The organism is Aeromonas sp. Y318-1 (assembly GCF_027706125.1).
In the GTDB taxonomy this organism is placed as follows: Bacteria; Pseudomonadota; Gammaproteobacteria; order Enterobacterales; family Aeromonadaceae; genus Aeromonas; species Aeromonas hydrophila.
The window spans coordinates 190,701-205,974 of the sequence record NZ_JAPDCM010000006.1; the positions used below are offsets into that span (position 1 = coordinate 190,701).

The window sequence follows — 15,274 nt, forward strand, 5'->3', positions numbered from 1 at the left end:
GTCTTGCCCCTGATTTATCAAGCAGAACAAAAGGTTGGACCACGCCAGCACAATAAATCGGCGTTCCCGTGAAGAAATCGGCCCGAGCCCTTAAAAACAATTGGAAAAGTGTGATACAACAAACGGAATTTTTTAAAGGAAACCTGTCATGACCGAGTTGCAACAGATCATCGAAGCGGCCTTCGAGCGCCGTGATTCCATCACTCCCGGCTCCGTCGATGCCGCCACCAAGGCCGCCATCCTGCAAGCCATCGACCTGCTGGACTCCGGCAAGGCTCGCGTCGCCGAGAAGATTGCCGGCGAGTGGGTGGTACACCAGTGGTTGAAGAAGGCAGTACTGCTCTACTTCCGCATCAATGACAACGGCATCATCAAGGGTGACGACGCCCAGTACTACGACAAGGTTCCCCTCAAGTTCTCCGACTACAGCGCCGAGCAGTTCAAGGCTGCCGGTGTGCGCGTGGTACCGCCGGCCACCGCCCGCAAAGGCTCCTTCATCGCGCCCAATACCGTGCTGATGCCCTCCTACGTCAACATCGGCGCCTTCGTCGATGAAGGCACCATGGTCGACACCTGGGCCACCGTGGGCTCCTGCGCCCAGATCGGCAAGAACGTGCACCTCTCCGGTGGCGTCGGCATCGGCGGCGTACTGGAGCCGCTGCAGGCCAACCCGACCATCATCGAAGACAACTGCTTCATCGGTGCCCGTTCCGAAGTGGTGGAAGGGGTGATCGTGGAAGAGGGCTCCGTCATCTCCATGGGCGTCTTCATCGGCCAGTCAACCCGCATCTATGACCGTGAAACCGGCGAGATCCACTACGGCCGCGTCCCGGCCGGCTCGGTGGTCGTTTCCGGCTCCCTGCCCTCCAAGTGCGGCAAGTACAGCCTGTACGCCGCCGTCATCGTCAAGAAGGTGGATGCCAAGACCCGTGCCAAGGTCGGCATCAACGCCCTGCTGCGCTCCATCGACGAGTAAGCGGTTTACGGTGATTTAAAAGGGCGCCTGATGGCGCCCTTTTGATTTTGGCGCCCCTGTCACAGGCAAGCCACACCGACTCGGTTAAGATAGATTGGTCAGGATCGTTTCAAACCGAGGAAGCCCGATGTACGAGAATCTGAAGAGCCTGGGGATCCAGGAACCCACCTCAGTGGACAGCTATACCCTGCGCCAGGAAGCCAATCACGACATCCTCAAGATCTACTTCAAGAAACAGAAGGGCGAGTTCTTCGCCAAGAGCGTCAAGTTCAAATATCCGCGCCAGCGCAAGACCATGCTGGTCGATTCGGGCACCCACGAGTACAAGGATGTCACCGAGATCAACGCCAATCTCAAGTACGTGGTGGATGAGCTCGACAACCTGACCCAGGGCGTGCACGTGCAGGCCGACCCGGACATCAAGCAGAAGATCTTGCGCGACCTGCGCCACCTGGAAAAAGTGGTGCAGAACAAGATCAGTGAAATCGAGCGGGATCTGGAAAAGCTCTAAACCGGTCTGATGCAGCAAAGGCGCCCATGGGCGCCTTTTTCTTTGAGCTCAAAAGCGATGGCAACACCGATACCGCGCCGGTCGAAACATGCACCATGGCATCTGGCTGCCCTATGACGCCCAGCAAAAAGGGAGGCTTGCGCCTCCCTTTTCAACAACTCTGGTATTCAGGCAACAGGATTAGTTGCTCTTCATCCAGATGTCCATGTCGGTTTTCAGGTTGTCGGACTTGGTACCGAAGATGGCTTGTACGCCGGAACCTGCCACTACCACACCGGCAGCGCCCAGTTTCTTCAGACCAGCCTGGTCAACCTTGGCCACGTCTTTCACACCGACCCGCAGACGGGTGATGCAGGCGTCCAGCGACGCGATGTTCTCTTTGCCACCGAAGGCAGAGACCAGTGCGGCAGACATCTCGTCCTTGCTCTGACCAACGCTCTCTTCGGCCGCTTCGTCTTCACGACCCGGGGTCTTCAGGTTCATGGCACGGATGACCACGGTGAAGACCACGTAGTAGATGACGGCATAGACCAGACCCAGACCCACCAGCAGCAGCATGTGATCGGCACGCGGGGATTGCACCACGAAGTCGATGAAGCCGTTGGAGAAGGTGTGACCGTGTACCACGCCCAGGGAGTTGGTCAGCACGTAGGCCAGACCAGCCAGCACGGCGTGGATGGCGTACAGTACCGGGGCGATGAACAGGAAGGAGAATTCGATCGGCTCGGTGATACCGGTCAGGAAAGAGGTCAGGGCGGCAGAGGCCATGATACCTACGATCTTGGCGCGGTTTTCCGGCTTAGCAGAGTGCGCGATGGCAAACGCGGCGGCAGGCAGACCGAACATCTTGAACAGGTAGCCACCGGCCAGCTGACCGAAGCCGTTGCCGGCAGCGCGGGAAGCGTCGTCAGCAGTCAGGAAGCAGGTCATGATGCCGTGTACGGTTTCACCGGCAGCGTTGACACAGGTACCAGCCTGATAGAAGAAAGGTACGTTCCAGATGTGGTGCAGACCGAACGGGATCAGGGAGCGCTCAACCACGCCGTAGATACCGAAGGCCAGTACCGGGTTCTGGTTGGCAGCCCAGTCGGAGAAGGCACCGATGGCAGCGCCCACCGGCGGCCAAATGACGGACAGGATCACGCCCAGGCCGATGGAGACGAAGCCGGTGATGATGGGCACGGCGCGTTTGCCGGCGAAGAAGCCCAGATACTCGGGCAACTGGATCTTGTAGAAGCGGTTGAACGCCCATGCGGCCACGCCACCGGCGAGGATACCGCCCAGGACGCCGGTTTCGATGGTCTCAACGCCCATCACGGGCGCCATGACCTTCAGGGTAGCAACCATGATGCCGTAGCCAACGATGGCTGACAGACCGGATACACCGTCGTTATTGGTAAAGCCGAGGGCCACACCCACTGCGAACAGCAGGGCCATCTGACCAAATACGGAACCACCGGCCTGCTCCATCAATTGGGAGACAATTTCCGGCAACCAGCTGAAGTGGGCAGCCCCCACCCCCAGCAGAATACCTGCAACGGGCAAGACCGATACTGGCAGCATCAGCGCCTTACCGACCTTTTGCAGATTAGAGAAAGCATTTTTTAACATGTGTGCGCTCCTGAATGGAATGTCTTACCGTAGACGCTTCAGTCCAATTTATAGACGATCATCAACATCATCTCTCATCGGCATGAATTCGACGCGGGTTTGTTTATTTTGACCAGCTGAATATAACCCAGCAGATCGCAAATATCTTCCATCAGGGGTAAGCGAATAAAGAATTTGGAGGGGAGATCACAAGATAATTTTGGCGGGAATTCTCAGCTAATTACAGATATATTTCGGCATCTTCATGCTAAGCCATAAATATGAAAAGTGCTGTTTCGTATTGTATTTTAGCCAATCAAATTAATACCCAACGAAACGCATTGTAACTTAATGTAACCATTTGCTGTTTTTTCTATTTTAGTCTACCGATTAAAAAGGCCTCCAACAAGGGAGGCCTCAAATAAATATTATCTTTTAAAGACCGGGCAATATTCAGCCCTTTTGGGAGCGCTTGACCGCATCAATAAAGATCGATTTCGCCTTGGTCGAACCGGCCCGCTCCGCCTCGCTGACCAGTTGCATCGCCTTGTCGATGTCACCGGCTTTCACCGCTTTTTCGATCTGGGATTGATAGAAGGCCTCGGTTTCGCTCAGCATGGCGGGCGCAGGCTTGGCAGGCGCGGCTACCACAGCGGTCGCCACAGTGCCTGCCGCAACGGCCGTCGCCGCCGGTGCAGCCTTGCTCATTGCCACCTTGTCGGCATATTCAGGCTTGAAGACCGCTTCCAGTCCCTGCCCTTTTGCCATGTCGGCAACCTTGATCTGTACCAGACCCCATGGGGAATGCGGGATCACGGGGTCCTTGATATCCGGTTCAACCGTCCCGTTGGCTCTGGCAAACGCCTTGGAGGGGTGCAGTATGGTGGTGCTGCCTGCCAGCTTGTCGGCAGGAGCATAGACAATCATATAGGTCTCGGCCGCCGGATTGCCCGGCATGCTGCGATCGACGAACAACTTGCCCTCAATCCTGTCGTTATCGAGCAGATGGGCCGGCTGATAGCTGAATACCGATTCACCCAGCACGCGCGTCACCTTGAACTGGGCATCCAGCATGATGACCTGCGGGATCAGCACCGTCTTGCTCACCTGGGATGCGATGCTGATGGCCAGATTGCCGGTATTGGCCGGCAGGCGATAAGCGGCGAAATAGCTCATCCCCTCGTCAAACTGAAAACTGGGTTGCTTGCTGTCGAGGGCCAGCAGAGTGTCGCCCTCCGGCAACGCCACATAATTGAAATCACTGAAAGCGGCGCAGCAGCTGGTCGCCTGCGAGAGCGCCTGCTTGGCCTGATCGGCATTACTCAGGATGGATGCATGATCCTGCACGGGGACCAACATGCTACCGGAACAACCGGCCAACAGCGCAGTAACCACGGCTGCGATAGACATCTTTACCAGTTTCATTCTTCTTATCTCCATAACCCGGTTGCCGTTACCCGGCGAAACAAAACTGCCCCCATACGGGGGCAGTGACTAACTTAACTTAAACAGCTGCTTACCACCAAGCTTCCGCTTGAACACCAACTTGGTAGGTGTCTTTGGAGGTACCGCTTTCGAAGACTTTCTTGTCTTCGTCGTTGGCCAGGTAGGAGGCGAACACACGGATTTCAGGACGGGCCCAGAAGCTGGAGCCGGCAGACCAGGCTTGAGCCAGGGTCAGCTTGTAACCGGAATCATCTTCGGTAGTACCGTTGGTGGACTTGTTCTTGTCCTTGAAGTAACCGCCTTCGAAGATGGTCTTGTTGAAGTCATCCCACTTGTACATCGGGCGAACAACGGCAGACATGGTTTCCCACTTGTCGTTGCCATCCCACATCTCGTTGCCTACACCGTAGACCAGCTGGTGACCCATCTCGAAGTTGTTGCCCATCGGGACAACACCCCAGTTGATGATACGGAAACCGTCAGCACCGTCTTTGGCTTCGGCACCGTACCAGGAACCGTCACCGTAGAAGGCCATGGTCTTGGAATAACCTTCAGTACCGTACTGCAGCACGGTCTTGTTGAAGCCACCCAGGATGCCTTGGGTCAGTTCGGCAGTCAGCATGACGCCGTTCTTCATGTTGTTGTTTTTCAGCGGTTTCTGCGCTTCGGTCTCATTGACCAGAGCATACATGGCGCCGACTTCCAGAGAGGCCTCGCTCCACAGCGGGATACCGGCATAACGCAGATCCAGCGTGTTGACGTTCAGATCTTCGTTCTTGGTGTAAGTAGGATCTTCTACATAGTTACCAGTCGGGTTACCGTTTGCATCCAAGACAGGTTTCTTGTTTACACCAGTCTTAGTGTATTGGCCGAACACATCGGCCGCGCTGCGGTCGTTGCGAACCCAAGCAAAGGAAAGCTTGCCAGGACCGGCCTGGATGCCTTCGATACCGGCACCGGCACCGGAGATGTTCCAGTAGTAGAAGTCAGAGATGTGGATGTCGTGACGTTGGTAGTAACGCTTACCAGCCCACAGAGTGGCTTCCGGCGCGAAGCCCAGCAGACCCTTGGCTTGCACGTTGAACTGGCGCAGGGCGAAATCGGAGTCGCCGTTGCACTGCTTGGCATCGAAGTTACAAACGGTACCGGTACCTTCCCAGTCGTTGGAACCGTTGGAAGTCATGGCAAACATGGAGTCAACGTAGAAAGTCTTGCCATCCTTGTTGAATACTTCCTGACCCAGCTGAACTTCGCCGTAGGTATCATTTTCGTTACCCAGACGACCAACCTTGTTCACGTTGTATTTCACCATGTCGCCGTCACCGGAAACGCCGACACCTGAACGGAAGTAGCCGTGGAAATCAACGGCGAAGGCGGCTTGGGAAGCCAGGGCTGCGGTTACTGCTGCAGCGATCGGGAGCCACTTTGCTTTCATTTTCATTTTCCTTATTCCCGCTGAGAGGAGTGTGATCCTGAATATCCAAGTTCTTATCACCATAAAAACGTTTAGGTGATAACCGAGGCCGATTATAGGTAGCCAATTTCGGGACAAACATGAGCTGATTCACAAAATGGCGACAAATCGCCCAGCATTGGTCGCGGAGGGTTTTGTACGATGATAATCAACCGAACCATGCAATAACTCACCATCTAAACGGGAGTAAAAGCGAAAAGATCCATCATGAAACCGCTACCAACCATTAATTCTCTTCGATGAATAAGTTATAAATATTCAAATTGATGACAAAAACATGACTGAAATCGCTTTCAATCGGGAACTTTTAAATTTGAGGCATGTCGGCTGCCCCCGAAATAAATCGCTGAGCAAAGTGGGGATGACGTGGAAAATAACCGGATAAATATCGGGCAAATATGGTCAGTTGAGACTGCTGATTACCGTAAAATAAACATCCCCGCCAGACGGGCTGAGCGGGGATGAATAAAGGATAAAAACGGACGATCGCTACAGTTTATTTAGCCAGCCATTGAGCCAGGCCAGCGCCACCTTTTCCGGCTCATCGTCGACGGTGGCATCTATCTCCAACCGGGGCAGCAGAGGACTGGCACCGAGCTCCTGCAACAGCGCATCGAGGTGACGACCGGCACCGCAAAAGTGCTCGTAGCTGCTGTCCCCCATGGCGACCAGCGCATAACGCCACCCTTTCATGTAGGGGGCCCGGTCAGCCAGAGCGGTGGCCAGTGGCTGCAGATTGGGCGGAATATCACCCTGCCCCGTGGTAGCCGTGATGACCAGCAAGAATCGACTCGCATCCAGATCTGCCAGCTCGGCGTCTTCGAACACCTGGCAGCCGTGCCCCGCCTGCTCCAGCTGTGCAGCAAGCGTCTCGGCCACCAGCATGGCCGCGCCGTATACGGTTCCCACCACTATGTCTATCTGCGCCATCACGGACCCCCTTGACCAACATTGATGCCCAGCATGCCACAGCAACAGCTTGGGCAACACCCCGCGATCGTCAGGCTCAGTAGTCGCTCTCGCTGGCAGGCCAGCCCAGCTCGGCAAACAGCTGCAGCACTTCCTGTCCCAGCGGCGCCTGGATCCGCATCGGCACCTTCAACACCGGGTGCTCAAAGCTGAGGGTGCGAGCCACCAGCAGCAGGCGATCGCAACCATAATGCTCGCGAAAGAAGCGGTTGTGGCGGCCATCGCCGTGGGTGGTGTCACCGACGATGGGGTGAAACAAATGATCCATATGGCGGCGCAGCTGATGCTTGCGACCGGTCTTGGGGAACAGCCGAACCAGGCTGTAGCGGCTGGTGGGGTGTTTCTTGGAGACCGCATGGGGCAGCTCGACCTGATGCAGACGACGAAACGCGGTCACCGCCTCCTGGGCCGGACGATCCGGGTCGCTCATGGCATCGGCGATCTTGTCCAATTGCTCTTTGAGCGGATAGTCGATGAGCCCCTGCTCGGGGGCCCAGCCGCGCACCAGCGCCAGATACTCCTTGTGCACCTGACGGGCGGCAAAGGCTTCGGTCAGGGTGCGGGCCACGGCGGGATCGAGGGCAAACAGCAGCACCCCCGAGGTGGGCCGGTCGAGCCGGTGTACCGGGTAGACGTGGCGACCGCCAATGAGATCCCGGGTCATCTGCATGGCGAAACGGGTCTCGGCCTTGTCGAGCCAGCTGCGGTGCACCAGCAGGCCGGAGGGCTTGTTGACCGCTACCAGCCAGTCATCCTGATAAAGCAGGGTCAGCTGCAAGGCATTCTCTTCTTGTGCCTGCTCACGCATCATTGCTCAACCACTTTGCCGGAGAGCAGCAGATCGAAGCGGGCGATCAGGTGCAGCAGGGCTTCGACCTCCGCCAGTTCTTCCTTGTAGACTTCGCTGGCCATGGGATAGAGGGAGACGCTGCTGGGCAGCGGCGCCTGCAGCAGCACCAGCTGTTCCATGCGCGGGATCAGCACGAACTGCAGCCACTGATCGAAGCTCAGGGTATCGACGCAAAATGGCAGCTCGCTGGCCAGGGCCTCTTCACCCGGATGGGCTGCTTGCCAGCGTTCCAGACGTTGCAGCTCGGCGGTCAGTTCACCCAACAGGCCGGCTACCAGCAGATATTGATTCATTGCGTTCTCTTCCTCATCACCACACACCGTCCGCCGCCAATCCTGTGTCGCTGGCGGCAGGCCGAACTTTGCAAAAAAGGGCGTTACTATACACCCTCCCCCCTATCCTCTGCCATGCCCCTTGCGGCCGACAACACGGGCGAAGAACCATGGCGGCTCCCGCTCTAGGCGTACCGGGCCGGATGCCGGGAGGCGCGCCCCCACTGGCTATCTTGTGCAACCTCCTTATAATCGGCCCGCATCACCCTTAGCCGGATCACCCCATGTCCACCATCAATACACTGACCGAATTCTTGACCCAGGCCGACACCCAGTTTCAACTGTTCGACATGGGCCGCCAGGTGCGACCACTGGCGAGCGACACCTTCGAGCGCATCGAACAGCAGCAGGAGCCCTACCCCTGGCCCCTGCAGCAGCACGCCTGGCTCGGCGTCCACTTCTTCCAGCCGGCCGAATCCCGTCACTACCTGTGGTTTCTCAAGTTTGCCCTCGACGAGCGCGGTCTGCTCATCGCCAGCGGCCCCAAACACTTCATGGATCAGGTGGTGGAAACCCTGGGCTACAAACTGACCGGCGAACTCGATGAAGAGAAGGCCCAGCGTCTGGCGGAGAATCCCTACACCTTCCGCCCGGCCGAGGCCAAGATGGCCAGCCTGCACGCCAAACTGGCCCGCCAGCTGGAGCAGGCCCCCTCGACCTACTTCGAGGGGCTCTGCCACTATCTGGCGGCCCCGACGCCAGAGGGATGGCAGACCCTCGGCGTACAGGGTTTTGCCGATCTGGCGGAGCGGCTGCAGGATGAACGCAACCTGGCGCTGGTGTGCAAGGCGCTGCCAAAACTGCCGCAAGAGCCGCTCTACGCCCTTTGTCAGAGCCTGGAAAACGCCCCGTTGCCGCCGGCCGTGCAGGGCGCCCTGTTCGAGCGCATCGGCAAGGAGCAGGAGTGTGCCGAACCCAATGCCGAGACTCTGGCCTACCTGTGCCGGGCACTGGCCTCCTGCAACGGCAGCAGCATGCGCACCAACAAGCTGCTGACCCTGCTGCAAACCCAGCCAAGCCCGGCCCTGCTGCTGGCCATCGCCGGCCGGCTCTGGCCCGATCTGAAGGATGCCGACCTGCTCAGCCTGTTCCTGGAACAGCTGGCCCTGCAGCCGACCCAGTTCTTCAATCAGGTATTTGCCGAGCTGGTGACCCTGCCGGCCCTGCGCAATGATATGCTGGCCAGGCTGCGCGACCCCGAGCGCAGCGACGCCCTGGGCCAGGCCATCGGTCGCCTGTTCGCCTCGGCCTGATGATGTCGGCGACCCGCCACCATGGCGGGTCGCCTGTCGACACGGATCACACCCCGGAAGGAGCCCGCGATGGGTGAAATGTTCGCAATCTTGCTGCTTATCCTCGGTGCCGGTGCCTTCTGGCACCAGCGGCGTCAGGCCGAGCTCGCCTGGCAATACATGCGCCGCTACTGCCAGCATCACGACCTGCAACTGCTGTCGCTGGCACGCAGCCACCGTGCGCTGGCCCACCAGCCGCTGCGGCTGCTCACCTATTACGAGTTTGAATTCTCCAGCGATGGCGAGAGCCACTATCTGGGGCAACTGCGCATGCAGGGGCTGCAGGTGGTCGGCGTCGAGCTGCCACCCCACCGGGTGCCCACCCTGTAAATCTGCCGCCACGGGGCGGCCTATAATGTTCAGGAATGCCTCTTGGGAGAGATGAGATGGAATTCCTGACCCACGATCTGGCCGCCCTGTTTGCCCAGCTGGGGCTGGCCAACGACGAGCTGAGCCTGCACCGCTTCATTCACGAGCACCGTTTGGACAACCAGACCCTGCTGCCGGAAGCCCCCTTCTGGAACCGCGCCCAGGCCGACTTTCTGCGCGATGCCCTGTGGAACGATGCGGACTGGTCGGAAGCCATCGACGAACTGGACGTGCTGCTGCGCCGGCCCGACTGACCTTTGCCCCGCTGTTCAGCGCACCGCGCTTTGGTTAAGCTCTCTGCCCGTCCAGCCCGAACCACTTTTCATCCTGCGCAGGAGTCCCATGTCAGCCCAAGAGATCATCCGCATCGCCAACGAACTGGCCGCCAAGGGGATCACCCCCTCCACCGCTATGGTCAAGGCCCGCCTCAGCCAGCCCGTCCCCATGGCCGAGCTGCTCAAAGTGCTGAGCCAGTGGAAGCTGCAACCCGCCAGCGCCCCGGAAGCCGGAAGCACAGCGCAGATGGTCCCCGCACCCGCCGCCGAGCCCACCCTGCAGCAGCTTGCCGAACGGCTCGAGCGGCTCGAACAGAAGGTGGATCGACTGACCGAGCTGCTGCTCCAGCAGGGGAAGCAGTAAGCCATGTATATCCTCGAACTCTGCTTTGAGTGCTACCGCGACACCTCGCTGGGCGAGGCCGAGCGGGCCATCGTCAACTACCTCGACATGCTGCGCTATCAGGGCCAGATCCTCGGCCGGGAGTTCCCCACCAGCATGCACGAGGGCTATTTCGTCAGCCGGGTGGTCTGCCCGGAGCAGGACAGCCTGCATCCGGACAACCAGAGCGAGCAGGTCAAGCTGGCGGAGCAGCAGCTCAATCAGGCCGGCCTGCTCGCCCCCAAACTCCAGTTGCAGGGGGCGGATCTGCTCTCCGACAGCACCGACCCTTGCGGCCATGATGGCGAGCGCCCCAGCTGGATGCTGCTCTACACCAGCTTCCTGCACACCTGCTCGCCGCTGCGCTGCGGTGACCACTTCGCCCCCATCCCGCTCTATCGGCTGCCGGCCGTCGCCAACGGCGACCACAAGCAGATCATCAAGTGGCAGGAGGATTGGGAGGCGTGCGATCAGCTGCAGATGAACGGCTCCATCGCCGAACATGCGGCGCTGCACGAAATCGGTGAGGTGGGCAGCCGGCTCCAGCGCCGTGGCAGCGATCTTGGCAAGCGGCTGGAAGCCCTCACCGGTATCCCCACCTACTACTACCTCTACCGGGTGGGCGGCCGGAGTGCGGCCGAGGAGAAAGCCCGCCCCTGTCCGAGCTGCGGCGGCGAGTGGGCACTGGCCGAGCCCTTGCACGAGATCTTCGACTTCAAGTGCGATCCCTGCCGGCTGGTCGCCAACCTCTCCTGGGATTTCAAGGACTGAGCCCGGCGGTGAACCAAACAAAAACGCCTTGCCGGTCGGCAAGGCGTTTTTCATTGCAACTGACGCTGTTTATTGCGGCAACGTCTCAAGCCGCTCGAGGAACGCCGGCAATGAGGGCGCCAGCACCAACCGGCGACCCGAGTCGAGCCACTCCAGCCACACCAGCCCGCTCTCGTTGTCGAGCGACACCAGTGTCATCTCGTTGCGGGTGGTGGCGATGAACAAAGAGGGTGAGCGCTTCAACTTGCGCAGCATCAGCAGGTGGCCGATGAGGTTCTCCTTGAGCAAGTCGAGATCCGCCTCGTTCCAGGGCAGCACAAACTCGAGCCGCAACCCCTTGTAGAGGCAGGGCACAGGGCGGCTGAACCAGCCACCAAACAGGGCCTGGGCGGCCGGATGCAGGGTCAGCTCGAGCGCCTCGTTCATCGCCGTGAAATCGGCGGGTTCGGCGCGCCGATGCGGGCGCCAGGCCACCCGACCCTCCTTGGGGTCATCCAGCTCGCAGGGGGAGCGCCAGTCTGCCTCCCACTCGCACAGGGGCAGCCCTCGCCTCGCCTCGCCGTCGCGCTGCCAGCGCAAAAAAAAGTATTCCAGGGCAGACAAGACTTGATCCGACATCGAAATTCCCCACAATTGCTGCCAAAGTTCGCTATTGCACCATCAAAGCCATGAGCAGACAAGGTGCAGCGCGGATCGCCAGCCGGCGCTCCCCGCCTTGCCGCCCCCATCGGGCGCATGCTCTGCCATCGCCCATTCAACGTTCGAGTCAGCACACATGAGCAAACAAGAGAGATACGCCGGAGCCAGCGCCCTGCAGGGGCTGAGCCTGGGTCAACAGTCGGCCTACATCAGCCAGTACACCCCGGCCCTGCTGCAGCCGGTGCCCCGCAGCCTGAACCGCGACGACCTCGGCCTTGGCGGCGAGCTGCCGTTCCAGGGTTGCGACGTCTGGACCCTGTACGAGCTCTCCTGGCTCAATGCCAGGGGCAAGCCCATGGTCGCCGTCGGCGAGGTCTCGGTACCCGCCACCAGCGCGAACCTCATCGAATCCAAGTCGTTCAAGCTCTACCTCAACTCCTTCAACCAGACCCGCTGCGACTCGCTGGAAGCGGTGCAGGCCATGCTGGTCAAGGACTTGAGCGCCTGTGCCGGTAGCGACGTGAGCGTCACCCTGTTCCCGCTGGCCCAGGCTCCGCACCACATTGCCGCCCTGCCGGGCGAGTGCATCGACGAACAGGACATCGCAGTGGACTGTTACGAGTTCGATGCCGACCTGCTGCAAGGCGCGGCCGGCAGCCAGGAGGTGGAGGAGACCCTGCACAGCCACCTGCTCAAGTCCAACTGCCTGGTGACCAGCCAGCCGGACTGGGGATCCGTGGTGATCCACTATCGCGGCCCGCAGCTGGACCGGGAAAAACTGCTGCGCTACCTCATCTCGTTTCGCCAGCACAACGAGTTCCACGAGCAGTGCATCGAGCGGATCTTCACCGATCTCAAGCACTTCTGCCGCCCGAGCCAACTGACCGTCTACGCCCGCTACACCCGCCGCGGCGGCCTGGACATCAACCCGTTTCGCAGCGACTGGGAAGTGGTGCCGGCCAACCTGCGCCTGATCCGGCAATAACCCGTCACCCCACCGGGCCTGCAGCACTGCCACGGCCCGGATCGCGGAGCCGGCGCGCAATCTGTCAGTAAACTCTGGACGCACGGGGGCGGGCTTGGATAACATGCCCTCACTCCCGTGCTGCCCTTAATCCAATGAATCAACTGTTTTTTCTGGCAATGATGATGTCCTCCCTGTCGGCTCCTGATCTGGATCTGGCCAAGGAGCAGTTGTCCATCGATCTGCAACAGGCCCAGACCCTGGTGCTGACCGATCCCGCCAGATGCGTGCAGATCACCTCCGCCTTCCTCACCCGCACGGCCAATAATCCCAAGCAAATCATCAGCAATCGCCAGGAGTACGGTTACCGCGAGCCGCTGTTGAGCTATGGCACCGCCGCCCAGGCCACCGGTGCCCACCTGCTCAAGGGGGAGTGCCTGCTGCAGCTTGGCCAGTTCCAGGCGGCCCAGAAATCCCTCGATCAGGGCATCGCCATGGCGGCCAAGGAGCAGCAACTGGAGCTGCAGGCCCACGGCCTCTATCTGAAGATCCGCAGCCAGAATCTGCAGGAGCGCTCCCACGGCGCCAGCGGCGGCCTGCTCGGCCAGCTGGAGACCCTGCTCAGCACCCCCAGCCTGAAAGAGAGCCAGTTGCAGGTGTACAGCCGGCTGCTGCGCACCAACGCCAGCATAGAAGCGCACCAGTTCGACGAGGCCAAGCGCCAGCTGGCCGAAGCCCGCCGCTGGGCGGATCAGACCAAGAATCCGCTGGCCAGCGCCTGGGTCAGCGCGGTGAGCGGCGACCTCTACCACGCCCTCAAGCAGCCCCAACTCTCGCTGGGTGACTACATCGATGCCCAGCAGCAGGCCAGAGGGTTGCAGGATCCGCTGTTCCTCGGCCTGCTGTCGAACCAGATAGTGAACCTCTATCAGGAGGAGCAGGAGCCGCAGAAGGCGCTGCAATACGCCAACGAGGCGGCCAACTACTTCCATGCCCTCGGCAATCCTTCCCTGCTGAGCGACGCCCTCATCGTGCTGGCCCGCCTCAACCGGGAGCAGGGCGAGATGAACATGGCGCTGGTCTACTTCTTCAATGCCCTTGATCTGCTGGACGAGGGCAACAACCGCACCCGCATCGCCCACCTCAAGTACGAGATAGGCAAAACCTATCTGGAAACCGGCAACCTGACCCTGGCCCGCAACTACCTCACCGCGGCCCGCCAGTCCCACGAGCTGGGGGACGACAAGGAGCCGCTGATCGACACCCTGCTGCTGCTGGGTGAGCTGCACCTCAAGCAGAAGGAGGCGGGCATCGCCATCCTGCAGCTGGAAAACGCGCTGGCACTGGCCAACCAGATCGGCGACGCCCAGCGCCAGTTCGAGATCTTCCGCCTGCTCTCGGCGGCCTACGAGCAGAAGGGCTATCTGCAGCAGGCGCTGGACAGCTACAAGAATTTCCACCAGCGCAGCGAGCAGGTCCGTCAGCAGCAGGTCGATCTGGAGCAGGAGGCGATCCGCGACAACTACGCCCAGGTGGAGCGGGAGCAGCAGATCAAGGAGCTGCAGCAGCAGCTGAGCACCAGCAAGCATCAGCAGGATCGCTACCTCTGGTCGAGCGTGGTGACCGGTCTGTTGCTGACCCTGTTCATCTATCTGTTCTTCACCCTCTGGCTCAAGCTGCGGGTCGCCCGTCTGCAGGGCAAACAGCTGGGCGAGGCGCTGCTGCTCGAGCCACGCACCGGGCTGGCCAACTGGCAGCGACTGATGAGCCGCTGGCCGCGGGAGATGGCCAAGCGCCAGCAAAAATCCGAGCGCTGGTATTTAAGCGAACTGCCCACCAGCGAGTTCGACGACAAGCTGCACTACCTGCTGTTTCGGGTGCCCTTCCTGGTCAACAGCCTGGAACAGCACGGTTATCAGGTGAGCCGCGAGATAGAGCAGGCCTTCGGCGCCTACGTCAACGGCCTCACCCCGCAGGATGGCCGCATCTATGACCTGCGCGAAGGCCACCTGCTCTATGTGGTGCCCCAACGCCATGTGGAAGACCTGCACCGACTTGCCCGCGAACTGCTTGCGGCACTGGCCGAGTTCCCCTGCCAGCACCCGCTCGATCGCCACATCAGCCTCGGCATCGTCAGCCACCCCTTCCTGCCCAAGGCGGCCACCGCCCTCGATCATCACGGCCTGTTCGACCTCTGTTATCTGGCCCTGGCAGGAGCCATTCAGCTCAGCGAAAAACACCAGCAAAGCGTCTGGCTGGAGCTGGCCGCCATCGATTGCCAGCAGGCCGCATTTTTTAATGGGGATGTGTGGCAATGCTGCTTGATGGCAATTGACAAGGGACTGGTAAAAGTAAATTCTTCTCATGAAAAGCAATGGGTTAATTGGCTTCGACTTTCACGGACGAAAGCGCCGGTTGATCAATGACACATAGA

The 15,274-nt window shown here is 59.9% G+C and carries 16 protein-coding genes; 9 read left to right on the forward strand and 7 right to left on the reverse strand.

What is annotated here, in order from left to right:
- Nucleotides 1-148: 148 nt before the first annotated feature.
- Nucleotides 149-976 carry a 2,3,4,5-tetrahydropyridine-2,6-dicarboxylate N-succinyltransferase gene (dapD, locus tag OKB87_RS11090; protein WP_005303473.1) on the forward strand — a complete coding sequence of 276 codons (828 nt, stop codon included), beginning with the start codon at nt 149-151 and terminating at the stop codon, nt 974-976.
- 127 nt (nt 977-1,103) lie between these two features.
- Nucleotides 1,104-1,487, forward strand: coding sequence for a DUF3461 family protein (locus OKB87_RS11095; RefSeq protein WP_011705091.1), 384 nt, complete (start codon nt 1,104-1,106; stop codon nt 1,485-1,487).
- A gap of 180 nt (nt 1,488-1,667) precedes the next feature.
- On the opposite strand, the gene ptsG is transcribed toward OKB87_RS11095, so the two are convergent.
- The 6 genes from ptsG to OKB87_RS11125 all read right to left on the reverse strand — a co-directional run bounded on the left by ptsG (nt 1,668) and on the right by OKB87_RS11125 (nt 8,109).
- Nucleotides 1,668-3,098, reverse strand: coding sequence for a PTS glucose transporter subunit IIBC (ptsG, locus tag OKB87_RS11100; RefSeq protein ID WP_016349865.1), 1,431 nt, complete (start codon nt 3,096-3,098; stop codon nt 1,668-1,670).
- 432 nt (nt 3,099-3,530) lie between these two features.
- Nucleotides 3,531-4,502 carry a MalM family protein gene (locus OKB87_RS11105; protein ID WP_270827444.1) on the reverse strand — a complete coding sequence of 324 codons (972 nt, stop codon included), beginning with the start codon at nt 4,500-4,502 and terminating at the stop codon, nt 3,531-3,533.
- A gap of 91 nt (nt 4,503-4,593) precedes the next feature.
- Nucleotides 4,594-5,958 (reverse strand): maltoporin, encoded by a 1,365-nt coding sequence (locus OKB87_RS11110; RefSeq protein ID WP_024946047.1) that lies wholly within the window; start codon nt 5,956-5,958, stop codon nt 4,594-4,596.
- Nucleotides 5,959-6,486: 528 nt separating this feature from the next.
- Nucleotides 6,487-6,927, reverse strand: coding sequence for a flavodoxin (locus tag OKB87_RS11115; protein ID WP_085734646.1), 441 nt, complete (start codon nt 6,925-6,927; stop codon nt 6,487-6,489).
- 76 nt (nt 6,928-7,003) lie between these two features.
- Entirely contained in the window at nt 7,004-7,777 is a 774-nt protein-coding gene (gene truC, locus OKB87_RS11120; protein ID WP_029303719.1) for a tRNA pseudouridine(65) synthase TruC, read from the reverse strand.
- Complete coding sequence (locus OKB87_RS11125) at nt 7,774-8,109, reverse strand: YqcC family protein (protein ID WP_257684678.1); 336 nt, start codon at nt 8,107-8,109, stop codon at nt 7,774-7,776. Before OKB87_RS11125 ends, truC begins: the two co-directional genes overlap by 4 nt.
- A gap of 263 nt (nt 8,110-8,372) precedes the next feature.
- Here OKB87_RS11125 and OKB87_RS11130 point away from each other — a divergent pair, with 263 nt between their 5' ends.
- The 5 genes from OKB87_RS11130 to OKB87_RS11150 all read left to right on the forward strand — a co-directional run bounded on the left by OKB87_RS11130 (nt 8,373) and on the right by OKB87_RS11150 (nt 11,237).
- Entirely contained in the window at nt 8,373-9,401 is a 1,029-nt protein-coding gene (locus tag OKB87_RS11130; RefSeq protein WP_270827446.1) for a DUF3549 family protein, read from the forward strand.
- Between the two features lie 69 nt (nt 9,402-9,470).
- Complete coding sequence (locus tag OKB87_RS11135; RefSeq protein WP_011705083.1) at nt 9,471-9,770, forward strand: DUF3301 domain-containing protein; 300 nt, start codon at nt 9,471-9,473, stop codon at nt 9,768-9,770.
- Nucleotides 9,771-9,826: 56 nt separating this feature from the next.
- A complete protein-coding gene (locus tag OKB87_RS11140; protein ID WP_011705082.1) occupies nt 9,827-10,063 on the forward strand; it encodes a DUF2789 domain-containing protein in 237 nt (78 codons plus the stop codon).
- Nucleotides 10,064-10,151: 88 nt separating this feature from the next.
- A complete protein-coding gene (locus OKB87_RS11145) occupies nt 10,152-10,448 on the forward strand; it encodes a hypothetical protein (RefSeq protein WP_270827448.1) in 297 nt (98 codons plus the stop codon).
- Nucleotides 10,449-10,451: 3 nt separating this feature from the next.
- A complete protein-coding gene (locus OKB87_RS11150) occupies nt 10,452-11,237 on the forward strand; it encodes a Zn-ribbon-containing protein (RefSeq protein WP_041217208.1) in 786 nt (261 codons plus the stop codon).
- Between the two features lie 69 nt (nt 11,238-11,306).
- Here OKB87_RS11150 and OKB87_RS11155 read toward each other — a convergent pair whose 3' ends face one another.
- Complete coding sequence (locus tag OKB87_RS11155) at nt 11,307-11,855, reverse strand: SecY-interacting protein Syd (RefSeq protein WP_106551975.1); 549 nt, start codon at nt 11,853-11,855, stop codon at nt 11,307-11,309.
- Between the two features lie 157 nt (nt 11,856-12,012).
- On the opposite strand from OKB87_RS11155, the gene queF reads away from it, so the two are divergent.
- Both queF and OKB87_RS11165 read left to right on the forward strand, forming a co-directional pair.
- Nucleotides 12,013-12,861 carry an NADPH-dependent 7-cyano-7-deazaguanine reductase QueF gene (gene queF, locus OKB87_RS11160; RefSeq protein WP_164927568.1) on the forward strand — a complete coding sequence of 283 codons (849 nt, stop codon included), beginning with the start codon at nt 12,013-12,015 and terminating at the stop codon, nt 12,859-12,861.
- A gap of 134 nt (nt 12,862-12,995) precedes the next feature.
- On the forward strand, nt 12,996-15,266 hold the full coding sequence (locus OKB87_RS11165) for a hypothetical protein (RefSeq protein ID WP_017408616.1): 2,271 nt from the start codon (nt 12,996-12,998) through the stop codon (nt 15,264-15,266).
- The last annotated feature ends 8 nt before the right edge of the window (nt 15,267-15,274 follow it).